The 22,332-nt window shown below is 62.8% G+C and carries 15 protein-coding genes; 10 read left to right on the plus strand and 5 right to left on the minus strand.

Annotated features, from left to right (window positions below; translation table 11 throughout):
* From V2391_RS08040 to V2391_RS08050, 3 genes are all read right to left on the minus strand, one after another.
* Positions 1-1,011, minus strand: coding sequence for an FhaA domain-containing protein (locus tag V2391_RS08040; protein ID WP_329738906.1), 1,011 nt, complete (start codon positions 1,009-1,011; stop codon positions 1-3).
* A complete protein-coding gene (locus tag V2391_RS08045; RefSeq protein ID WP_329738907.1) occupies positions 1,008-2,861 on the minus strand; it encodes a serine/threonine-protein kinase in 1,854 nt (617 codons plus the stop codon). The genes V2391_RS08040 and V2391_RS08045 overlap by 4 nt, the downstream gene beginning before the upstream one ends.
* A 389-nt stretch (positions 2,862-3,250) precedes the next feature.
* Positions 3,251-3,967, minus strand: a complete 717-nt coding sequence (locus V2391_RS08050) for a hypothetical protein (RefSeq protein WP_329738908.1) — start codon at positions 3,965-3,967, stop codon at positions 3,251-3,253.
* A gap of 115 nt (positions 3,968-4,082) precedes the next feature.
* On the opposite strand from V2391_RS08050, the gene dnaX reads away from it, so the two are divergent.
* Positions 4,083-6,557, plus strand: a complete 2,475-nt coding sequence (gene dnaX / locus V2391_RS08055; RefSeq protein WP_329738909.1) for a DNA polymerase III subunit gamma/tau — start codon at positions 4,083-4,085, stop codon at positions 6,555-6,557.
* Positions 6,558-6,578: 21 nt separating this feature from the next.
* Here dnaX and V2391_RS08060 read toward each other — a convergent pair whose 3' ends face one another.
* Positions 6,579-7,052: a hypothetical protein gene (locus V2391_RS08060; RefSeq protein ID WP_006235175.1), complete on the minus strand. Its 474-nt coding sequence runs from the start codon at positions 7,050-7,052 to the stop codon at positions 6,579-6,581.
* Between the two features lie 340 nt (positions 7,053-7,392).
* Here V2391_RS08060 and V2391_RS08065 point away from each other — a divergent pair, with 340 nt between their 5' ends.
* The 7 genes from V2391_RS08065 to arcC all read left to right on the plus strand — a co-directional run bounded on the left by V2391_RS08065 (position 7,393) and on the right by arcC (position 17,921).
* Positions 7,393-7,713, plus strand: a complete 321-nt coding sequence (locus tag V2391_RS08065) for a YbaB/EbfC family nucleoid-associated protein (protein WP_006235174.1) — start codon at positions 7,393-7,395, stop codon at positions 7,711-7,713.
* A gap of 13 nt (positions 7,714-7,726) precedes the next feature.
* On the plus strand, positions 7,727-8,323 hold the full coding sequence (gene recR, locus V2391_RS08070; RefSeq protein ID WP_006235173.1) for a recombination mediator RecR: 597 nt from the start codon (positions 7,727-7,729) through the stop codon (positions 8,321-8,323).
* A gap of 242 nt (positions 8,324-8,565) precedes the next feature.
* Positions 8,566-9,474 (plus strand): hypothetical protein, encoded by a 909-nt coding sequence (locus tag V2391_RS08075; protein WP_329738910.1) that lies wholly within the window; start codon positions 8,566-8,568, stop codon positions 9,472-9,474.
* Positions 9,471-11,312 (plus strand): serine/threonine protein kinase, encoded by a 1,842-nt coding sequence (locus tag V2391_RS08080; protein WP_329738911.1) that lies wholly within the window; start codon positions 9,471-9,473, stop codon positions 11,310-11,312. The genes V2391_RS08075 and V2391_RS08080 overlap by 4 nt, the downstream gene beginning before the upstream one ends.
* Before the next feature lie 3 nt (positions 11,313-11,315).
* Positions 11,316-12,254, plus strand: a complete 939-nt coding sequence (locus V2391_RS08085; RefSeq protein WP_329738912.1) for an FHA domain-containing protein — start codon at positions 11,316-11,318, stop codon at positions 12,252-12,254.
* Positions 12,255-12,733: 479 nt separating this feature from the next.
* Complete coding sequence (gene nifJ / locus V2391_RS08090) at positions 12,734-16,273, plus strand: pyruvate:ferredoxin (flavodoxin) oxidoreductase (protein WP_040359129.1); 3,540 nt, start codon at positions 12,734-12,736, stop codon at positions 16,271-16,273.
* A 685-nt stretch (positions 16,274-16,958) separates the two neighbouring features.
* Positions 16,959-17,921 (plus strand): carbamate kinase, encoded by a 963-nt coding sequence (arcC, locus tag V2391_RS08095; protein WP_055310076.1) that lies wholly within the window; start codon positions 16,959-16,961, stop codon positions 17,919-17,921.
* A gap of 188 nt (positions 17,922-18,109) precedes the next feature.
* Here the strand turns inward: arcC and V2391_RS08100 are convergent, their stop codons facing one another.
* Positions 18,110-19,111 (minus strand): C39 family peptidase, encoded by a 1,002-nt coding sequence (locus tag V2391_RS08100; RefSeq protein WP_329738913.1) that lies wholly within the window; start codon positions 19,109-19,111, stop codon positions 18,110-18,112.
* A gap of 354 nt (positions 19,112-19,465) precedes the next feature.
* On the opposite strand from V2391_RS08100, the gene V2391_RS08105 reads away from it, so the two are divergent.
* Together V2391_RS08105 and V2391_RS08110 are read left to right on the plus strand one after the other, a co-directional pair.
* Entirely contained in the window at positions 19,466-20,917 is a 1,452-nt protein-coding gene (locus tag V2391_RS08105) for an APC family permease (protein ID WP_329738914.1), read from the plus strand.
* Between the two features lie 130 nt (positions 20,918-21,047).
* The gene (locus V2391_RS08110; RefSeq protein WP_117584177.1) at positions 21,048-22,325 is read left to right on the plus strand and encodes a metal-dependent hydrolase family protein; all 1,278 of its coding nucleotides are present in this window, start codon (positions 21,048-21,050) and stop codon (positions 22,323-22,325) included.
* The last annotated feature ends 7 nt before the right edge of the window (positions 22,326-22,332 follow it).

Genomic DNA, 22,332 nt, shown 5'->3' on the forward strand with positions numbered 1-22,332 from the left:
CTATCCCCTAAATTCGAACGTGCTCAGGCCAAACGTCAGCAGGTCGCCGTTGCGCAGCGGGCAGCGCGTGATGCGGCGGTTGTTGACGAGCGTGCCGTTGGTGGAGTTGAGGTCCTCGATCGACCAGTCCGAGCCGGTAAAGGTGAGCTGGGCATGACGGCGCGACACGTTGGGGTCGCGCAGGGCGATGTCAGAAACCGAGCGCTCGCGACCGATGGTCACCTGTGCGGAGGTGATGCTGTGGCTCTCGCCGCTCACGACGTCGACGAGCTGGGCAAGCGGACGCTGCGGGGCGCGAGGGCTTGCCATGTTGGAGGCGATGCTGGTTGCGGCGCCAAGGCCCACGGCGGCGCCGGTCGCGGCGGCTCCACCCATGCCGGCAAGCGCGTCGCGCGAGACGGTTTGGGGCACGGGAATGGGTGCGGCGGCGGGATCGGGCACATTGGGCGCAAAGGGATCGGCCGCGGCAAGCGGATCGGGAGCGGCGGCGCGGGGTGCCGGCTGCTGCTGCGGCATGGCAGCGGGGTGCTGCTGCGGGGCGGCAAACTGCTGCTGGCCGGCGCGCGGGGCACTGGCGGCACGGCTTGTGGCCGAGCTGTTCTGGCCTAGGCCGTTTTGGTAGGCGCGCTCTTCCTCGTACAGGCGACCGAGCGTGGGGGCATCGACGTTCTCGGCAAAGACCGAGAACTTGCCGCCGCGCAGCTGCGGGTCGATCATAAAGCGAACGAGGGGCTCGCCGACAAAGACGTAGCGGCGCTTTTCGGCCTGCGCTTTCACAAACTCGCGGACCTCGCGCGAAAGCTCGGGGTAGAACGGGGCGAGCATGGGGTCGTCGTCGGCGGCGATCAGGATGGTATAGAGTGCCGGCGCGGTGTTGACGCCGTTGATCACCAGAGTCTGATCCTCCATGTCGCGAGCGGCCTGCTTGGCAAGCTTCTTAAAGGAGAACGGGGCACGGGTGGCACCGAAGATGCCGGCCACGTGGTCCTCGAAGATGTTCAGGAAGTTCACGAAAGATCACTCTCCGTATAGGTTCTTTGGTATCCGAGCAAATAAAGGCATATCCCAACGATTATAGAGGATAGGATTCCCGCAACCGCCGCCTTGGCGACGACCGGGCTCGCAAGGCTGGCAATTTCCATATGGTGTGCAAGACAAAACGATACGGCCGAGCCAATGCCGGCGACGGCAATTGCGACGATGGCGGCAAGGTTCGATCCCTGCTCGGCGCGCTTGGCATGAGCGTTGAGCAGCAGCGATGTTGCCGCGGCCGTTGCTGAAACCAGCACGATTGCAGCGAGAAGGAGCGCGTCTCCCAGCGCTACGGCGACATTGCTAAGCCCCAGTACGCCTCCCGCAGAGAGGGCTGCTGCGGCAAGGCGGGCAAAGAGTGCGCCCATGCCCGTAGCCGCCGCGGCACTTGCCGGAGCGAGCCAAAACGCCGCGAAGCCCCCGGCGGCTCCGGCGGCAAGGAGGGCGTCGCCGGTTAGGCAACCTAGCGCAAGCGCGCAGGTGAGCGCCGCGCTCGCAGCTGCCTCGGTGCGTCCCCAGGCAATCCACCAACCGGACATGGCGGCGGCAAAAATGACCGCGACCGGCAGCATCGACAGGATGCCCTGCGTCTGCATGGTGGCGTTGGCCATGAGCACCAAAAAGCCCACGGCCGAGATGGCCGAGCCGATCTGCGGGGCCAAGCCTGCCGCCGCGCCAATAGCGATGGCCGCCACGACCAGCCCGGGAAGCGCCGCGACGCCCGCTGTCTGCATAAGCAAAAAGCTAAAGGCTCCACACGAGAGAGCCGAGATGGCGCGCATGGTGTAGTTGCGCGCGTGGCTCCAGCGCGTGCCCGCCCAACCAAGTGCGGGGTCGACCTCGACGGTGTCATCCGCGTAGCTCGATGGCTCGATACCGTCTGCCGCGCGCTCGTCATCCGAAAGCTCGCCCACCATCTGCTCCAGGCTGCGACGGCCCTCGCGCACGCTGTCCAAGCCGGCGAGCAGCTGGTCGCAAAATGCCTCGATGCTGTTAGGGCGGTCTTGCGGCATGGGGGAGAGGGCACTCATGAGTGCAGCCTCGGCTCCCGGGGGAAAGTGTGGGATGAGCTCGCCGGGATAAGTGGCACCGCCGATGATGCGGCCGAGCGAGTCGCCGGGCGTGGCCGCCATAAAGGGGGCGCTGCCGCACAGGCTCTCGTAGATCACGCAGGCAAGGGCAAAGACATCGGCGCGTTCGTCGACCGTGCCGGTCTCGATATCGAGCTGCTCGGGCGGCATGTAGCCGATGGTGCCGCCGCGTGACCCGCCAAAGCCGCCGGCAGACGACAGCCGCGCCATGCCAAAGTCGGTGAGCTTTACATTACCCGAATGGTCGATAAGCACATTGGCGGGCTTTATGTCCAGATGAAGCACGCCGTTTGCATGGGCAAAGGTGAGTGCCTGCCCCAGCGCGTCGGCAATGGCCGCGGCCTCGTCAAAGGTGAGCGAGTGACCGTCCACGCGATGCAAAAACTCGGCCAACGACATGCCGTCGACATATTCCATGACCAGGTAGGCATAGGCGGTGTCGTGCGTAAAGTCGATAACCTGCACGATATTGGGATGTTGAAGCATGGCGGCGGTATGCGCCTCGCGCAGTACATCCATGATGTCGCTGGCGGGCATGCCGGCGCCGTTGATAAGAGGGATGCGCTTAATGGCCACGCGACGGCGCAGATGCGTGTCGCGGCAAATCTCGATGGAGCCAAAACCACCGGTCGCAAGCGTCTCGAGCGGCTGGTACCGCTTGAGCAGCTCGCGAGAGCTAGTGCCCTCCAAGGGAACGTCCGGCGAGAACCGGGCGGTATGTTGCGAGAAAAGCGGCATGGCCAACCCTCGTGCGTTTAAAGTTCGTTTGCGAGCGGCGGGCGCGGGGCCGAGCCATTCGCGGTGGCATAGATGCTGCTAGTGTAGCACGCTCAGGTGCATGGGGAGGATGGCGGGATGCGAGGCTGCCTGTCTGGCTTGGCCTTCGTCTCGACTCATCCGGAAAGCGCGCCCCAGTTTTCGGCCAAATTGTGGGATGCGTTTTCCGGATGGGGTAGGCTGCGGAAACTGTGTCCCAGAATATTGGCCTAGAACGGGATGCATTTTCCGAACCGGCGCTCAAAAGGAAACCGCATCCCACTTTGGAGTGCCAAAACGGGATGCGGTTTCCGCTGTCAATCTAAGTTTTGCCTAAGCAAGCGACTGAAGCTTGGGCTGGGAACTTGGCCTTAGCGCTTCTTCTTGTTCTTCTTTTGCTTACGCTGCTTGGCCTTTGCATTCTTAGGCTCGCTTTCCTGCTTGGCCTTGGCAGCGGCCTTTTCGGCCTTCATCTTTTTGCGTTTGGTCTCGATGCGCAGCTTTTTGTTGATGCGCGCCTTGAGGAAGGAGCCAAACTGCTCGGCATCACCACGCACAAAAGTGTCCTTAGGGATCGTCACGCCCTGGTCGGCGAACATGGCCACAAAGATGCGCTCGCCGTCGAGTACATGGTCGAGCTTTTCAAACGGGAAGAACTGCGACTTGCCGCTCTTGCCCCAGACCATCAGGCCGTCCTCGTTGGCGGCGACGCGGCGGTAGCGGCCGCCCATGGACTCGTCTGCCTCGACGGATTCGATAAAGTCGCGCGCAAGCGTATGGTGCAGATTTTTGCTCCACCAGGCCAAAAAGGCGCCGAATACGATCAGGACGACGCCGAACTTGATCCAGTTGCCGCCGGCCACCAGCATGCCGATGCCGATGAGCGCGGCAATCGCCGCGGCGACGTACAGGGAGCCACGGCGCCTGGGCGAGGCGACCAGGCGCGCAAAGTCGGTGACGAGGTCGTTTTCGTACTGATACTCGTTGAGGTACAGGATGCCGTCATCGGCTGCTGCCTGCGTTTCGAGCGCGACCTCGACCTGGTCGGCTGCTTCGGAGGGAACGAGGTTGCTCTCTGCGTCTGCCATGCTCTTTGGACTCCTATCGCGGCGGGCTCGCCGTACGGGTTATTATGAATGCAGTATGCCGTGCGACCGCATGGCCGCCGCGGCAACAAGACTCAGTATACCCGGGGGAGCACCCATGGAATCGTTGTACCGAAAGTATCGCCCGCTCACCTTCGACTCCGTGGTGGGCCAGCAGCATATCGTCTCGACGCTCGAGCACGCCATCACCGAGGGGCGCCTGTCCCACGCCTACCTGTTCTGCGGACCGCGCGGCACGGGCAAGACCACTATGGCGCGCATTTTGGCCAAGGCGCTGCTGTGCCGCAATGCCGAGGCGGCGCGCGCCGAGGGTGCAAGCGGCTGCATGCCCGACGGCACCTGCGAGGAGTGTGAGCTCATTGCCGAGGGCAACCACCCCGATGTCTACGAGCTCGATGCCGCAAGCCGTACCGGCGTAGACAACGTACGCGAGGAGATCATCAACTCCGTTAACTTTGCCCCGGTGCGCGGCAAGTACAAGATCTATATCATCGACGAGGTCCACATGCTCACGACGGCGGCGTTTAACGCGCTGCTCAAGACGCTCGAGGAGCCGCCGGCGCACGTGATCTTTGTGCTGTGCACCACCGACCCGCAAAAGATTCTGGAGACCATCCTCTCGCGCTGTCAGCGCTTCGATTTCCACCGCATCGGTAACGAGGATATCGAGCGCCGCCTGGCATACGTGTGCGAGCAGGAGGGCTTCGACTACGACGACGAGGCGCTGGCCATCGTGGCGCGCCATGCCAAGGGCGGCATGCGCGATGCGCTCTCCACGCTGGAACAGCTGAGCGTCTTCGGCAACGGCACCGTGCATGCGGACGATGCCCGCTCGCTTTTGGGCGAAGTTTCGGACCAGATTCTGGGCGAGTTTGCGCGCGCCATTGCTGATCGCGATGTCGCCGAGCTCTATGGGCTTATTCGCGCGCAGGTCGAGGAAGGTAACGATCTGCTGGAACTGACGCGCGACCTGGTGGCGCACGTGCGCGACGTGTATGTTGCCTGCGTTGCCGGTGCCCGTGCTGAGTTGTTTGAGGGCGGTGCCGAGCAGGCCGAGGCGCTTGCAGCCGAGGCCGCTGCCTTTGGCGAGCATCCTGCCGACCGCCTGGCCCGTGTGCTGACGGTGCTCGACGATGCCGCACTGGAGATGAGGGGCGCGAGCGACGTGCGCCTGGTGCTCGAGATCGCCTGCACCCGCCTGGCGCGTCCCGAGGCCGATTTAACGATTGAGGCTTTGGCTGAGCGCGTGGCTCGCTTGGAGGCCATGGTTGCCAACGCCGCCGTTCCGGCGAGCGTGGCTGCTGCTCAAGCGAGTGCGCCTGCTGCATCCGCGCCCTCTGTCCAGCAGCCGACGCTGATCTCGGGCGCCCGAGCTGCTGCTCCTGCGGCGACCGCCGCCCCCGCTGCTACGCCCGCGCATCAGGGCGGCATGCCTTGGGACCGCGGCGCTGCTGCTCCGGCGGCCCAGTCTGCGCTCAAGTCCGCGGCTCCGGCTCCCGCGCCCAAACCTGTAACGCCTGCACCTCAACCCGTTGCGGCTCCGGCTCCCGCGCCTGCTGCATCGACCGTGCCGGTGTCCAAGCCCAACAACGCCGCCCAGGTTGCCGCCGCCGGCGCTGCCGAGACCCCCGCGGTCGAGGACGCCGGCGAGCTCCAGCGCAAATGGGCCGAGGTCGTCGAGCGCGTCAAGGCGCGTCAGGCTTCCTACGCGGGACTTTTGCTCAACGCCCGCGCCACGGCCGACGACGGCTCCAAGCTCACGGTCTCGTTCCCCGCGGGCTCGACCTTTGCCATCAAGATGCTCGGTCGCGCCGACACGCAGTCGGTGGTCCTGCCGACGGTCTGCGCGGTATTCGGTCGTCGCACCGTCGACTATGTCCTGGATGGAGGTGGCACGCCGGCTCCTCAACATGAGGAGCATTCTCCATCTGCACGGGCTGCGGCATCTGCGGGCCCGCAGCCCGTGTCCTCGGCGGCCCCTGTATCCTCGAGCGCCAGCGCGCCGCAGCAGCAAGCGGCACCGGTAACGGCATCGACCCTGTCGGCGCCTAAGCCCGTCACGCCCAAACCTGCTGCCCCGGCGCCCGCGCCCAAGTCCGCTGCCGCGCCTGCGCCCAAGTCATCCGACCTGGCCAAGGCCCCTTGGCTGCGCTCCGACAACCCTGCCGGTGCTCCTGCCACGGGCAAGCTCCCGACCGAGCCCGCGCCCCGAGCGCCCGAGCGCGCGTCCGTCCCCATGGCTCAGCCGCCTGCGCAGGCTGCGCCATGGGAATCCGAGCAGGTGCCCTACGACGATGCCATGGTCGGTGGTTTTGCTGCCGATGCCGGCGGGGACGATCTGCCCCCGTTCGACGTGCCGGGTGCGGCGTCCGCGCCCAAGGCCGCTGCTGTGGCACCCGCAGCCTCTGCAAACGACGACGTCCCCGCCGCTCCCTGGGAATCCAATCCCGGTGCTGGCAGCCCCTTCGGCCATCAGGGCGCAGCCCCGAGCATCCCGCAGACCGAGGACGAGGCCAAGGCCCTCATCCGCAGCGTCTTTGGCCAGGCCACCATCTTCAAGCCGGTGGAGTAGCTGCGCAGGCGGGTATACTGCTCAAGAAGAGGACCCCTTGTCCGGGCGCATCTGTATTTCGGACATGTGTAGTGTGGTGCCGCGTATGTCGCATTTGAGCAGACAGGTGCGTGACGGTCGGCCTAGGATGCTGAGGTCGATACGATACGTCGCATGGCTGTCCGTGTACTCGACTTGCTCGGCGTTAATGGTTGCTCCGATTGCCAAATAAACGCCTAGCTCGGCATCGACAATCTTGAAGTCCTTTATCTTGACCTTGAACTCTTGATAGAGGGACGGGCTGTTGTAGTAGACGGTTCGGGTTCCGTCGGTGCACTCATCGGTCGTCTCCCATTTGACGACGGGCTGGTCCGAGCTGGCTATCAGCAGTTCTGCTCCAAAAGCTATGGCATGGGTGATGACAACCAGCAATGCCCAGCCGACAAAGAGATAGAGAACCACATATGCAACGGGGTGTTTTGAGCGGATGTTTTGGAGCGCGTTGGGGGCATTCATGGGGCACCTCCAAATTACTATCTGCGACAATCAAATTATACCCCGCCGTCATGAGCGCCGCCTCGAGTAGTGGCTCGGCATTTAGCCATTTAGTGGTACGCATTAAATGTCGGATTCCGACTCTACAAGATTTAGCTTTCAATATTATTCAGATGCGAATTATTCAACTTTGCATAATCTTTGGGTGCGGCTTGCACTCCAGGACATGTATATCGACTGAGGTAGCGTGACCGCCCCGCTCGCTGGCCTCGCGCCGTGGTACGATTTTTGAGTTTGAAAGTCCCGCCGCGTCCCGGCTGCCCTTGCAGCTCGGCGTGCGGCCGCACGTAAAGGAGCCATCATGGCCGGTATGAACATGCAGCAGATGATGAAGCAGGCTCGTAAGATGCAGGAGCAGCTTGCCGCCGCGCAGGAGAACCTCAAGTCCCAGACCGTCGACGCCTCTGCCGGCGGCGGTATGGTCAAGGTGACCGTTAACGGCGAGATGGAGCTCGTCAATCTCACCATCGATCCCGATGCGCTCGATCCCGAGGACGTCGATATGCTGCAGGACATGATCATGGCTGCCGTCAACGAGGCCGTCCGCGGCGTCAACGAGCTCGCCAACAAGCAGATGGGCGCCATCACCGGCGGCCTCAACATCCCGGGCATGCCGTTCTAAGACACGCATATATATGAGTGCGAATCACAGTCTGCAAAAACTGCTCGATGAGCTGGGCCGCCTGCCGGGCATTGGCCCCAAGTCGGCCCAGCGCATCGCCTATTACCTGCTCGAGGCCGATGCCGAGGAGGCCCGCCGCCTGGCCGAGGCCATCCTGGAGGTTAAGCAGGAGGTCCACTTTTGCAGCCGTTGCTTTAACTACGCCACGGCCGACGAGTGCTCCATCTGCCAGGACCCGATGCGCGATACCACTCGCATTTGCGTGGTGGGCGAGCCGCGCGACGTCCAGGCGATTGAGCGCACGGGCAGCTACCATGGCCTCTACCATGTGCTGGGCGGCGTGATCAGCCCCATGGACAAGATCGGTCCCGAGCAGCTGCATATCCGCGAGCTGCTGGCGCGCCTGGGCCACGAGGACATCCACGAGGTCATTATCGCCACCAACCCCAACATTGAGGGCGAGACCACGGCGAGCTACCTTGCTCGCACCATCAAACCATTGGGCGTTGAGGTATCGCGTCTTGCGAGCGGCCTTCCCGTGGGCGGCGACTTGGAGTATGCCGACGAGCTTACGCTTGGCCGCGCTATCGAGGCCCGCCGCGCGATCTAGGCGGGTCAGCTCCATGGCATGTCCCGTCGGCCTGCCGCACGGGGCACTCATAATTGGGCGCGCGTTTATGCATTTGTTGTGCAACAAACCTGCTTTTCATCCGCTTATCGCGTGGATGGGTCCGCTCGCACCTCGTATTTGCCCATTCGTTGCGCAACCTTTTTGGTTTGCTGATACACTCAAATGTGGATATGAAAGAATGCGCCGCTTTTAAGCGGCGTGTTTTTGTTGGAGGAGAACGCATGCGGCCCGCTGGCACTCAGACAAAGCATGGCGCCGCGGTGCGCATGCGACGCCGGCTGGGCCTGGCGCCTCGGGCGTATGTGCTGCTATCTTGCTCGCTCGTGCTGGTCATAGCCGGTGTTTCGGCTTATGGCATGACAGTGCCGTCCATGGTGCAGGCGCATGCTGCGCGCGAGCTGCATATTGGGCGCAAGGCCAAAAGCGACTTGGGAACGACAACTGGATATGCATGGGCGAGCGTGGTCGGGCGCACCGTGTTTGGCGTCGATCCCGCGGACGAGGGTGAGCGGGCGTCCAACGAGATCACGCTGGCAAACGGCAAGACCATCGTGCTCACCAACACCAAGGTCATTACGAAGCTTTCCAATAACAGTGTGGCTGCCGTCGTCAATAAGACCGAGCAGCAGAAGGGGCAGGACGCCCAGCAGACAGGCAAGCCCGGCGGCTCGGACGGGTCCGGTTCTGGCACCGGTTCGGCGGGCTCGGACGGCGGCTCCGGTTCGGGTTCCGCCTCTGGTGGTGGATCTTCGAGTGGCGGCTCGACGGACGGCGGTGCCGGCGGCGACACGGGCTCGGGTGGTCTCTCGGCTGCCGAGGAGGAGAGTATCCACAATTGGCTCGTGACCAAATACAACATGCTCGATGGCTATGTCGCCCGCGCCAATAGCGTGGTTTCGACCTATAACGCAACAGGCGATACCGGACCGTGCGATAGCCTGGCCAACGATATGTTTGTCATCCGTGCCGAGTTTGGCCGGCAAACGTTTTCTCCCAAGTCAAAGTGGTATCGGCAATACGCCAACCTATGGGGCTGCTACACCAATCTGTGCCAATGGGTGGGGCATTACGGCGATGACGACGTCGCGCTCAACAACTTCAATACCAAAGCGGCGGCGATCGCCCTATGACGAATAGCCTTGCTTCTAGCGCATCGTGCGCGCTAAACCGCGACCCTATGGTGGGCCTGCGCCTGGCGCGCGTTGGAGGGTTTGAGCCTGCTATTGCGCTGAGCCCGGATGAGTTGCCCGTCTACCAGCGTCGATTTGCGATGCTGTTTGCCGACGACGCCACCATGCGCCGTGGCGGCATCGGCCGCGTGACGCGTGCCGTCAATGCCCAGGGCGAGGCCGTGGCACTCAAACAGCTCATCTTGCCGGTGCGCGACGAGTTCGACGACGACACCGCTTATGAGGCGCTGGTCGCTAAGTTTAAGGCGGCGTTTCGCGAGGAATACGAATGCCATCGTGCCCTTTCGGGTCTTAAGGGCTTTCCGCGCTTATACGGGTGGGGCGAGGTTGACGGTGTGCCTGCGATTGTCATGGAGTGGGTCGAGGGCGAGACGCTTGCCCGCCTGCGCCCGCGCCTTGCCGTGGACGATGCCGGGCGTCTGTCGCCGCTCGTGGCCGCTCGCCTGGGCCGCGACCTGTTCGACCTGCTCTGCCGCATGAGCTTGGTGGGGGAGGGGTTCGTCCATCGCGATATCTCGCCCGCTAATATTATGGTGCGCACGGCGCGTCTGCCGCTCGACCGACAGCTTGCCGAAGGCACCTTCGACCTGTGCTTGATCGACTTTGGCTCGTCGCTGGCGCTCGAGCCTGCCTCTGCGGTGGCGGGAACCGGCGGCAAGGCGTCGTTTACCGAGCGCTACGCCACGTTGCGCCGCGCGACGGTTGCCTACGCTCCGCCCGAGATGCTCACCGACGATATTGCCGACCTGCGCGTTCTGCGCATGTCGCCGGCAATCGACGTGTATGCCGCGGCGAGTACGGTCTACGAGCTCATCGCCGGCGTCGCACCGTACGAGGTGGCGCCGAGCGCATCGGGCACCTCGGGTTCGCGCAAAAAGACGCGCGATATTGCCAGCCCCTATCGTCTCAAGATGGATACGCGCCCCGACTATCCCGCTGGCGCCCATGCGCCCGGTTGCGACCTAACCCAACTGCTCCGGCGTGAGCCCGATGTGGCGCTCGCCGCCGCCGAGCAGGCACAGCAGATGGGGCTCGAGCCGGACTCCGAGGAGCTGCGCGACGCGCTGGCATTTGTCGATGCCCAGTTGTTCGACGTGGTCATGGCCTGCCTGTCGTGTAATCAGGGCGATCGTCCCGAGCCCGCCGCGGTGGAGGCGGCGCTTACGACGTTTTGCGACCACTACGCGCAAAACGTCGGCCGCTCGCTTCGCGGCGAGCCGCTCACGCCCTGTCCCATGGATGCGTCCGGTCGCGTGGCCCGTCGCGCTGCGATGATCGGCGCTGCGGCTGTTTGTGGCCTCGTGTGGGCCGTTGTGGTGGTTTCGGCGGCGCTGCTGGCGTCGGGTGCTCGTATGACGGTTGCCGTGGGGCACATTTCGTGGTCCGGCACGCTGCCGGGTATCGTCGCCGCGCTCGCGCTGGCACTGCCGGGCATGGCGGGTATTGCCGTCGGTGCCATGGCGCACGATCGTCGCACGGGGTTCCTGCATGGCGTGCTGGCGCTTTCTGCCTGCGAGGTTCCGGTGCTGATCGCGGTTGCATGCATCGTGTTTTCTCAGCGCGCCGTAGCGAGTGGCTTCGTTGCCGCCTTAATTGCAACCTATGCGCTCACGTGGTTTTTGCTGGCGATGGGGTTTGCCTTTGAGCTTCCCGCCGTGTCAGCACGACGTGCGAAAATTCCTATGGCGACGCCGCTTGCCGGCGGAGCCGCGGCTGCTCGCGCCTTTGGCGGGCCGGCCGAAGTATCCGACACTATCTCTGCGACCAAGGAGGGCTAAGCCATGGCTTCTCAAGCTGAGCTCACCCCGTGCGGGGCAATGTTTGACATCTTTAAGCGCGCGGCGCACCTGAGCCATATCGAGCTGTGCGGCCTGGTGCTCTCGAGCCGCCCGCTCGCCGACGGCCGTAGTCCACAGAGCCGTGCCGCCGATCGCTCTTGGGTTTCGCGCTTTATCGTGCGCGCGCCGGTCGGCACGCTGCAGGAGCGCTATTTTGCCGATTACGGCACCTCGGCCGCGCGCATTATGTCGCAGCTGGCCCTGCGCCGTCGCAATCCCATGGACGCCGCGGCCGTGACCAACATGGTGTGCGGCCCCGCTGGCGAGCCCATGGTGCGGGCACTCGAGGAATGCCATCAGGACACGAATCTCTATCGCAATGCGCTCGAGCGCCTGTCGCAGGCGGCTGAACTCATGCCCGCCGAGCGCGCCGAGGCCATCCTGGTGCTGTTTGTCGCCGTGGGCTGCTCGGCAGATGTCCGCTCGTCGGTGACCTATGCCATCGACTACGCTCATGCGACCTGTGGCGGCGCCACGTCGACGCCACGCTCGCTGAGCACATCTTCGGTTGCAGGTGAGCACGAGGCGGCGCCTGCGCATCCGCTGGGACTGCTGCGCGTGCAAAACGGCTACGTGGTGAGCGCCCCGCGCTGGATTCAGCCGAGCGAGCAGGGCGTCGAGATCGGCGCGCTGGCGACGGGGGAGGGCGATATCACCGACGTCGGCGACGACGTCTCGGCCCGCCATGCCCATATCTGGTGCGACGATTCTGGCACATGGTTTGTCGAGGACCTGTCGTCCACCAACGGAACCGTGGTGGTAAACGGCGCGACGAACGTCTGCACCCAGGTCGAGCCCGGCCGCTCCGCTCGGCTCAACCCCGGTGACGAGCTCAGGCTCGGCGAATCCACCACCTACGCCATCCTCCTCGGCGCCCTCTAACTCATCTCCTAAATAAGTTGCGGTGAAATGGGGGCTGTTTAAGGCCGCGACCGGCAAAAACAGTCCCCATTTCACCGCAACTGCTGCGTTGTCCCCGGGGATTGCGTTCGCTGACATCGGCTGTGTGATAGTCACCCGGGGTAAACCTTTACCGCCCGCCTATATTTGCCGAAATATGGCTTGGCGGCGGGGTACAATAAGCCCGCATGCGGATTTCCGTTGCGGGCGCTTCCCATCGCCGGGGCGTGCCCGGGGGCATCCGGCATGCGGCCTTTGCGGCGCTCGGCCATGTGCAAGACGGGTAGCTGGGCCTGTGGAGCGCATCAACCGCCCCGCGCCTCGGCATGCCTTCTCTCCACGCCATGTACCTGCTGCTCAGTCTGCCTGCCAGATGATTGGAAGCAACAGCGAAAATCCCATCACGCCAACATCCCGGCGATCGCCGGGGCCTGTATACCTATATGAGAGGAGAGGGGTATATGGCGCGTAAGTTTAAGTCTATGGACGGCAACGAGGCGGCCGCATATGTTTCGTATGCGTACACCGAGGTAGCGGGAATTTATCCCATCACGCCGTCCAGCCCGATGGCCGACCATGTCGACCAGTGGGCGGCCCAGGGTCGCAAGAACATCTTTGGCACCCCGGTCAAGGTCGTCGAGATGGAGTCCGAGGCAGGTGCAGCCGGTACCGTTCACGGTTCGCTGGGCGCCGGTGCTCTGACCACCACCTACACGGCTTCTCAGGGCCTGCTCCTGATGATCCCGAACATGTACAAGATCGCGGGTGAGCAGCTCCCGGGCGTCTTCCACGTCTCCGCGCGTTGCGTCGCTTCCCACGCCCTGAACATCTTCGGTGATCACTCCGACGTCATGGCCTGCCGCCAGACCGGCTTCGCCATGCTCGCCGAGGGCAATGTCCAGGAGGTCATGGACCTCTCGCCGGTGGCTCACCTTGCCGCCATCGAGGGTAAGACTCCGTTCCTTAACTTCTTCGACGGCTTCCGCACCAGCCACGAGATCCAGAAGGTCGCCATGTGGGACTACAAGGATCTTGCCGAGATGTGCGACATGGACGCCGTCCAGGCTTTCCGCGATCACGCGCTCAACCCTGAGCACCCGCACACCCGCGGCAGCCACGAGAACGGCGACATCTTCTTCCAGAACCGCGAGGCCTGCAACAAGGTCTACGACGAGCTCCCTGCCGTCGTCGAGGGCTACATGAAGAAGATTAACGAGAAGCTCGGCACCGATTACGGCCTGTTCAACTACTACGGTGCTCCCGATGCCGATCGTGTCGTCGTGTGCATGGGCTCCTTCTGCGACGTGCTCGAGGAAGTCATCGACTACCTCAACGCTCACGGCGAGAAGGTCGGCCTGGTCAAGGTTCGCCTGTTCCGTCCGTTCTCCATCAAGCACTTCGTCGACGTTCTCCCCGAGACCGTCCAGAAGATTGCCGTCATGGACCGCACCAAGGAGCCGGGTTCCATCGGCGAGCCGCTCTACCAGGACGTCGTCTCCGCTCTCTACGAGGCCGGCAAGACGGGCATCAAGGTCGTCGGCGGCCGTTACGGCCTGGGCAGCAAGGACACGCCTCCCGCGTCCGCGTTCGCTGTCTTCGAGGAGCTTAAGAAGGACGAGCCCAAGCGCGAGTTCACCATCGGCATCGTCGATGACGTGACCAACCTGAGCCTGCCCGAGGCCGAGGATGCGCCCAACACCGCAGCCCCCGGCACCATCGAGTGCAAGTTCTGGGGTCTGGGTGGCGACGGTACCGTTGGCGCCAACAAGAACTCGATTAAGATCATCGGCGATCACACTGACAAGTACGTTCAGGCCTACTTCCAGTACGACTCCAAGAAGACCGGCGGCGTCACCGTCTCGCACCTGCGCTTTGGTGATTCCCCGATCCGCTCGCCGTACTACGTGACCAAGGCCGACTTTGTCGCTTGCCACAACCCCAGCTACATCGTCAAGGGCTTCAAGATGGTCCGCGACGTCAAGCCGGGCGGCACCTTCCTGGTCAACTGCCAGTGGAGCGACGAGGAGTTCGCCGAGCACATGCCCGCCGTGGCCAAGCGCTACATCGCCAACAACAACGTCAACGTCTACCTGATCGATGCTATCGATCTGGCTGCCAAGGTCGGCATGGGCAAGCGCACCAACACGGTGCTCCAGTCCGCCTTCTTCGCGCTGGCCAAGGTCCTGCCCGCCGAGGACGCCCTGCAGTACATGAAGGACGCGGCTACCAAGTCCTACATGAAGAAGGGCCAGGCCATCGTCGACGCCAACCATAAGGCCATCGATGCCGGCGCTACCGCCTTCCGTAAGTTCGAGGTTCCGGCCGACTGGGCAACTGCCGAGGATGCCGCTCCCGTCGAGCTCTCCGAGGAGACCAAGTCCGCTATTGCCCAGCAGGTCAAGAACCTGCTCGAGCCCATCGATCGCATGGATGGCGACAGCCTGCCCGTTTCCGCCTTTGTCGATTGCGCCGACGGTCAGTTTGAGCTGGGCGCCTCTGCATACGAGAAGCGCGGCGTCGCCGTGGTCGTTCCCCACTGGGACGAGACCAAGTGCATTCAGTGCAACCAGTGCGCCTATGTGTGCCCGCATGCCACCATCCGTCCGTTCGCGATGACCGAGGACGAGGCTGCCGCCGCACCCGAGGCTACCCGCACGCTCGACGCCATGGGCCCCAAGGCCAAGGGCATGAAGTTCACCATGGCCGTGTCCCCGCTCGACTGCATGGGCTGCACCAACTGCGTCAAGGTCTGCCCCAAGGGCGCCCTCGAGATGGTTCCCACCGAGCAGGAGATGGACCAGCAGCCCGTTTGGGACTACATGGTCGAAAACGTCTCCGAGAAGAAGGAGCTCATCGCGGCCAACGTCAAGGGCAGCCAGTTTAAGCAGCCCTACCTGGAGTTCTCCGGCTCCTGCGCCGGCTGCGCCGAGACCGCCTATGCACGTCTGGTGACCCAGGTCGCCGGCGACCGCATGTTCATCTCCAACGCTACCGGCTGCTCCTCCATTTGGGGCAACCCCGCTGCCACCGCTCCTTACTGCAAGGACAAGGACGGTCACGGCCCGGCGTGGAACAACTCCCTGTTCGAGGACAATGCCGAGCACGGTCTGGGCATGGCCGTCGGTTACGAGGCCGTTCAGAAGAAGCTGATCGCTGCTACGCAGGAGATCATCGCCGCTGACGGTCCGTCCGACGAGCTCAAGGCCGCCGGTCAGGCTTGGATCGACTCCGTCAACGACGCCGAGGCCTCTAAGACCGCTGCCGCCGCCTACGTTACCGAGCTCGAGAAGTGCGGCTGTGACGCTTCCAAGGCGATCCTCGCCGACAAGGCTTACCTCACCAAGAAGTCCTTCTGGATCTTCGGTGGCGACGGTTGGGCTTACGACATCGGCTTCGGTGGCCTGGACCACGTCCTGGCTTCCGGCCACAACGTCAACGTCTTCGTCTTCGACACCGAGGTTTACTCCAACACCGGCGGTCAGGCCTCCAAGGCCTCGAATCTGGGCCAGGTTGCTCAGTTCGCCGCTGCCGGTAAGGTGACCAAGAAGAAGTCTCTGGCTGAGATTGCCATGAGCTACGGCTACGTCTACGTGGCGCAGGTCGCCATGGGCGCCAACCCGGCTCAGACCCTCAAGGCCATCCACGAGGCCGAGGCCTACGACGGCCCGTCCCTCATCATCGGCTACAGCCCCTGCGAGATGCACTCCATCAAGAAGGGCGGCATGCAGAACTGCCAGGCCGAGATGAAGAAGGCTGTCGAGTGCGGTTACTGGAACCTCTTCCGCTTCAACCCCGAGGCTGCTGCCGGCAAGAAGTTCTCGCTCGATTCCAAGGAGCCCGCGGGTGGTTATCAGGAGTTCCTGATGAACGAGGCCCGTTACGCTTCGCTGACGCGTTCCTTCCCCGAGCGCGCCGAGGAGCTCTTCAAGGAGAACGAGCAGGCCGCTATGGACCGCTACGCTCACCTGCTGAAGCTCAAGACGGTGTACAACGAGGCCTAAGTCTCCCACCGCAGGATCTGAGGGCTGACCTTCGCGGACGTCCTCGGACATGAAAGAACCCCCGCTGCGCACTACGTGCGGCGGGGGTTCTTTCGTCCTGCGGAGTGTCCGCGAAGGTCAGCCCTCAGATCCTGCTACGACTACGTTCTCGGATTGTGTGGGCTGATGAAGGACGTGGTTGTGGGGGTCTTTTGTCCCCTTCGCTGTTTCGCAGCTTTGCCGCGAAACCTCGCGCCACTTTGGGGATGGATGGAGGTTTTGGCTGTTGCTGCCTTCTATCCCCGTGCTTTGGGGCTAGTTGCATTTTTGGAGCTCATCTTTATTCCTTATGCTGGATGAAAAGCCTCATGTTTTTGTCGGAGTGCATACTCGTCTTATTAATGCATAGAATCTCGTATAGTGCGAGTAAGATATTGCGCTGTCCGTTTTGTGTTTAGCAAAGATATAGTTTGCATAATCTGGTCTAATCCCTGCTCTATTAAAATAAAGTCGCACGTAAATGGCGTAGATATACCTGAGCTGGGCTTCTATACGCTGAGCGGGTAAAAACGACCGTTCACCGTTCAACTGTTTTCAAAATGAATAAAATGAGGGATAACAGGAATATAAACCTTAATAAACTCGCGTATCGCACGGACACGGGTTATTAATGGGTTGTAGGCCTTTTACAGAAGGGATTCCAGCAATGTCTAAGCCTCTTGGCAAGCCCGATCGTATTGTCGTCGCCCTTGGCGGCAACGCCCTCGGCAACAACCCCGTCGAGCAGATCGAGGCCGTGAGCAACACCGCCCACGCTCTCCTTGGTCTTATCGAGCAGGGTAACGAGATCATCATCACCCACGGCAACGGCCCGCAGGTCGGCATGATCCAGAACGCCTTCGCCGCCGCCCACGACGCCATCGGCACCCCCGAGATGCCGCTGCCCGAGTGCGGCGCCATGTCCCAGGGCTACATCGGCTATCACCTGCAGCAGGGCATCGGCCGCGAGATGCACAAGCGCTATAAGCGTTGGCACGCCGCAACCGTCGTCACCCAGATCGAGTGCGACCCCGACGATCCCGCGTTCAAGAACCCGACCAAGCCGATCGGCCCCTTCTACACCGAGGAGCAGGCCAAGGAGTTCATGGCCGAGGATCCCTCCAAGGTCTTCGTCGAGGATTCCGGCCGCGGCTGGCGCCGCGTCGTCGCCTCCCCCGATCCCAAGAAGATCGTCGAGGCTGATTCCATCCTTAACCTGCTCGACAACGAGTTCATCGTCATCGCCTGCGGTGGCGGCGGCATCCCCGTCGTCCGCGACTACGAGAACAAGGGCTGCTACAAGGGCGTCCCCGCCGTCATCGACAAGGACCTGGGCGGCGAGCTGCTGGCCGAGGACTGCGACGCTGACGTTCTGTTCCTGCTGACCGCCGTTGAGCATGTCGCCATCAACTTTGGCAAGCCCAACCAGGAGGAGCTCGAGGACATCACCGCCGACGAGGCCGAGCGCCTGGCCGACGAGGGCCAGTTCGGCAAGGGTTCCATGGAGCCCAAGGTCCGCGCCGCCATCAAGTTCGCCCGTTCCCGCAAGGGCCGCACCTGCATCATCGGCGCCCTGGACAAGGCCGCCGAGACCATGGCCGGCCTCTCCGGTACCCGCATCCACGAGTAGCCTCTACTCCATTGCCTCTCTCGTGGGCGCCAGGCAAGGCGCCCGCAAACTAGCCTCTCTTCATGAGCCCCGCAGTCCGCTCCGGCTGTGGGGCTTTTGCTATTCACCTAGTCGTTGGGGACGTTCTTAAACGACTAGTCAAACAAGAGCGTCCCCAATGACCACTCATTTAAGTCTGTCCCCAATGACTAGTAGTAGGCCCACATGGCTTCGACTTCGTTGAGGACCTCTACGACGCCCCAGCGGCGGGCGCTGCGGCTGGCCGAGTTGGGGTCGTAGACGCCAATCTGGTTGGCATCGTCGATGCCGTAGAGCACGATGTAGTGGCCTACGTTGGTAAACGTACCGGGGCGCACTGCGGCGATGACGGGCGCACCCGAGCGAAGTGCTTGGGTAATCGATTCGCGATCGTTATAGAGCTGTGTTCCGTTGAGCCCCAGCTGCCACGCGCCGCCTGTCATAAACGACCACTCGGTGGCACCAGTGGGGGCGTAGTTGCCGGCTTCGGCCAGTGCGCATATATCGACCGGCGTCTTATCGGTGTGGCCGGTCTTAAAGATATAGACCATGGTGAGGCAAGTGGGACCGCAAGCGTTTTCGCGAATAGTGCCACCGGCATAGGGCAGCTCCGACCATGCGGGGTCAATTTGGTAGATGTGGGGCATGGTGCCGACACTCCACTGCGAACGCGGGGTCGAAAAAGCAAATGAGTAGCCGGGTGCGACGGGAGCTTTAAGCAGCTTGTCCTCGGCAGTGGGCTCAAGACCGGCTGATCCGTGGGAGATACAGGATCCCAAAAACACAAAGACGAGGCAGGCGGCGATGGAGCAAAGCGCAAGGCGTAGACGGCGGGCTGGAAGCGCGTGGCTTGTGGTGTGCGACGCGGGGTGAGGGGCGGAATTGCCGCGATCGCGTTGAGGTCGCGAAAAGGTGCGCTTGACGTAGTAGTCGGTCTTACGGCGATCGTAGCGGCGTGGCTGCGATGTGTCGGTCTGGCGTTGGCGTGTGCTCGTACTCACGCGGTCTGACTGCTGCGCGGTACGGCTTTGTTGCCGCGAAGAAGCCCCGGGCTGCTCTTGGGGGCGCTGCGGGTTGTCGTTGTCGGAGGTGCTTCTGGGCGTTGGCGTGGTGCGGCCGGCAAGGCGCACGCTTTGTGGCCGTTGGTCGCCGTCATTGTATCCGTATGCCATTCGAATCACCTTGCCTCATGTGTAACTTGTCTATCCTACATAAAAAGATGCACGACACATGGGTATGTGCGCCAAAAGCCTGACAAATGGTATGAACGTTGCCGCGCCGCGCGCCAAGCGTCACGGCAACAGGTATTCAAAAGCAGACAAGATGAAGCGTCCAAGACGAATGACGTCTCCCGCCGTTCGTCCCAAAAACGGCGCCGCTCGTTTTGCAGTTCTGCCTTCGGTCGAGCTACAAGCGGAGCTGCTGCGCCAAGGCCGTATCTTAAAGCCACGAAATAAAAGAGCGCGGCAAAACAGACCGCGCAAGGGGTGACGTCAAGGGGCGTCAAAAAGGAAAGGAGGGGAACAATGGCGGACAAGAACGCAGAAGTTGCAGTCGAGGATAACGGCGGCATGAAGAAAACGCTTTCGCTCTGGAACTTCTTCACCATCGGTTTCGGTGCCATCATCGGTACCGGTTGGGTTCTGCAGGTCGGCGACTGGATGGTCGTGGGCGGCGGTCCCGTTCCCGCTATGATCGCATTCCTCTTGGGTGCAATCTTCCTCGTGCCCGTCGGAGCTGTTTTCGGTGAGCTCACGGCTGCTATCCCCATCTCGGGCGGCATCGTCGAGTATGTCGATCGTAGCTTTGGCCGTACGCTGAGCTACATCACCGGTTGGCTCCTGGCCCTGGGCAACGGAATCCTGTGCCCGTGGGAGGCCATCGCCATCTCGACCCTCGTGTCCGAGATGTTCGGTAGCCTGCCCGGTCTTGAGTGGCTGCGCGCCGTCAAGCTCTACACCATCCTAGGCGCCGACGTTTACCTGTTCCCGACGCTGATCGCGCTCGGCTTTGCGGTCTACGTCATCTTCCTCAACTTCCGCGGTGCCAGCTCGGCCGCCAAGCTCCAGGCCTTCCTGACCAAGGCTCTGCTCTGCGGCATGCTGCTCGCCATGGGCGTCTCGCTGTTCACCGGCTCGCCGGACAACGCCATGCCCGTATTCTCCCAGGTCAGCGGCGCTGGCGGCGGCAAGGCCGCTACCGAAAGCACCAGCCTGTTCGCCGGCATCGTGTCGGTCCTGGTTCTAACTCCGTTCTTCTACGCCGGTTTCGACACCATTCCTCAGCAGGCTGAGGAAGCAGCTGAGGGCCTCAACTGGAACAAGTTCGGCAAGATCATCTCCTTGGCCCTGCTGGCCGCCGGCGGCTTCTACATGGTCTGCATCTACTCGTTCGGCACCATCCTCGACTGGCATGAGTTTGTTAAGAGCCCGGTTCCCGCGCTTGCCTGCCTCAAGGGCATCAACATGCTCCTGTACCTGGCCATGCTCGTCATCGCCACGCTTGGACCCATGGGCCCGATGAACTCCTTCTATGGCGCCACGAGCCGCATCATGCTCGCCATGGGTCGCAAGGGCCAGCTGCCTGAGAAGTTCGCCGAGGTCGACCCCAAGTCCGGCGCTCCCAAGCTTGCCTGCGTCGTCTTGGGCGTCATCACTGTCATCGGTCCGTTCCTGGGCAAGAACATGCTCATTCCTCTGACCAACGTGTCGGCTCTCGCCTTCATCTTCTCCTGCGGCATGGTCGCCCTCGCCTGCCTGCGCATGCGCTTCACCGAGCCCGATCTGCCTCGTCCCTACGAGGTGCCCGGCGGCAAGTTTGGCATCGGCCTCGCTATCGCCGCCTGCGCCATCATCATCGGCCTGCTCGTGATTCCGTTCTCTCCCGCCTCCCTCAACATGGTGGAGTGGAGCATCGTGATCGGCTGGTTGGCTATCGGCCTGGCCCTCATGGCTTTCACCAATTCCCGCAAAAAGTAACGCCTAGCCGGGGCGGATCGGGTGCGCGGAATCCTCTCTCCCGCGCACCGAACCCGGCACCACTTGGGTAGCTTTGTGAGGCCTAGCCCAACATGGCCTCGCCCACTATATGGATCCATAAGGAGGAACCATGTCCACTAAGTATGCAATCGTTGGCGGCAAGCTCATCGACGGCACCGGCGCCGAGCCGGTCGAGAACTCCCTCGTTCTCGTCGACGACAGCGGCAAGATCGAGTACGCCGGTGCTATGCAGGACCTTCCCGAGGGCGTTGAGGTTATCGACGCCGCCGGCAAGACCGTCCTTCCCGGCCTGATCGACACCCACCTGCACTTCTCGGGCAACCTGACCGACGATGACACCGATTGGGTCATGCAGCCGCTCCTCGAGAAGCAGGCCGTCGCCGTCAAGCAGGCCTACGACTGCCTCACCCACGGCCTCACCACCGTCTGCGAGATCGGCCGCTTTGGTATCCAGATCCGTGACTGCATCGACAAGGGCGTCTTTAAGGGCCCGCGCGTTCTGGCCACCGGCCTCGGCTTCTGCCGCGTTGCCGGCCACGGTGACTCCCACCACTGCACCCAGGAGCTCAACAAGGAATCCCACCCCTGGGGCGACCAGGTCGATGGTCCTTGGGATCTGCGCAAGGCCGTCCGTCGTCGCCTGCGCGAGAACCCCGATGCCATCAAGATCTGGGCTACCGGTGGCGGCATCTGGCGCTGGGATTCCGGTCGCGACCAGCACTATTGCTCCGAGGAGATCCAGGCCGTGGTCGAAGAGGCAAAGATGGTCGGTATCCCCGTGTGGAGCCACTGCTACAACAACCACGCCGCTGCCTACGATTCCGTCCGCTTTGGCTGCGAGCAGCTGATTCACGGTTTCGATATCGATGAGCGCACCATGGACCTCATGGCCGAGCAGGGCACCTTCTTCACCCCGACAATCGCCTTCCTGCCCACCTGGTACGCCACCTATCCGCCCGTCTACGTCCCCGAGCTGCACGACAAGTACGAGGGCACCCTGGTCGAGAAGGAGCTGCAGCGCAACTACGACTGCCTGCGCGAGGCCAAGAAGCGCGGCGTCGTCATGACGATCGGCTCCGACTCCTTCTCCTTCGTCACCCCGTACGGCACCTGCTCCATCGAGGAGATGTACGAGTTCGTCGACAAGATCGGCTTCACCCCGGTCGAGACCATCACCTGCGCCACCCTCAACGGTGCCAAGATGTGCCACATCGAGGACGAGACCGGTTCCATCGAGGCCGGCAAGTGCGCCGACCTGCTGGTCGTCAACGGTGACGTCGCCGCCGACATCCACGTGCTCAACACCGACAACATGGACGTCATCATGAAGGATGGCTGGATCGTCGAGGCTGGCACCTTTGGCGAGGCCAACAAATACAGCGCCTAAGATACCG

The organism is Collinsella sp. CM84Y_54 (assembly GCF_036317945.1).
Lineage (GTDB): Bacteria > Actinomycetota > Coriobacteriia > Coriobacteriales > Coriobacteriaceae > Collinsella.

Excerpts from the sequence above, each read along its gene's own strand:
- V2391_RS08045 (WP_329738907.1), bottom strand. The coding sequence starts at position 2,861 with ATGCCGCTTTTCTCGCAACATACCGCCCGGTTCTCGCCGGACGTTCCC.
- V2391_RS08050 (WP_329738908.1), bottom strand. The coding sequence starts at position 3,967 with ATGGCAGACGCAGAGAGCAACCTCGTTCCCTCCGAAGCAGCCGACCAG.
- dnaX (WP_329738909.1), top strand. The coding sequence starts at position 4,083 with ATGGAATCGTTGTACCGAAAGTATCGCCCGCTCACCTTCGACTCCGTG.
- V2391_RS08060 (WP_006235175.1), bottom strand. The coding sequence starts at position 7,052 with ATGAATGCCCCCAACGCGCTCCAAAACATCCGCTCAAAACACCCCGTT.
- V2391_RS08065 (WP_006235174.1), top strand. The coding sequence starts at position 7,393 with ATGGCCGGTATGAACATGCAGCAGATGATGAAGCAGGCTCGTAAGATG.
- recR (WP_006235173.1), top strand. The coding sequence starts at position 7,727 with ATGAGTGCGAATCACAGTCTGCAAAAACTGCTCGATGAGCTGGGCCGC.
- V2391_RS08075 (WP_329738910.1), top strand. The coding sequence starts at position 8,566 with ATGCGGCCCGCTGGCACTCAGACAAAGCATGGCGCCGCGGTGCGCATG.
- V2391_RS08080 (WP_329738911.1), top strand. The coding sequence starts at position 9,471 with ATGACGAATAGCCTTGCTTCTAGCGCATCGTGCGCGCTAAACCGCGAC.
- V2391_RS08085 (WP_329738912.1), top strand. The coding sequence starts at position 11,316 with ATGGCTTCTCAAGCTGAGCTCACCCCGTGCGGGGCAATGTTTGACATC.
- nifJ (WP_040359129.1), top strand. The coding sequence starts at position 12,734 with ATGGCGCGTAAGTTTAAGTCTATGGACGGCAACGAGGCGGCCGCATAT.
- arcC (WP_055310076.1), top strand. The coding sequence starts at position 16,959 with ATGTCTAAGCCTCTTGGCAAGCCCGATCGTATTGTCGTCGCCCTTGGC.
- V2391_RS08100 (WP_329738913.1), bottom strand. The coding sequence starts at position 19,111 with ATGGCATACGGATACAATGACGGCGACCAACGGCCACAAAGCGTGCGC.
- V2391_RS08105 (WP_329738914.1), top strand. The coding sequence starts at position 19,466 with ATGGCGGACAAGAACGCAGAAGTTGCAGTCGAGGATAACGGCGGCATG.
- V2391_RS08110 (WP_117584177.1), top strand. The coding sequence starts at position 21,048 with ATGTCCACTAAGTATGCAATCGTTGGCGGCAAGCTCATCGACGGCACC.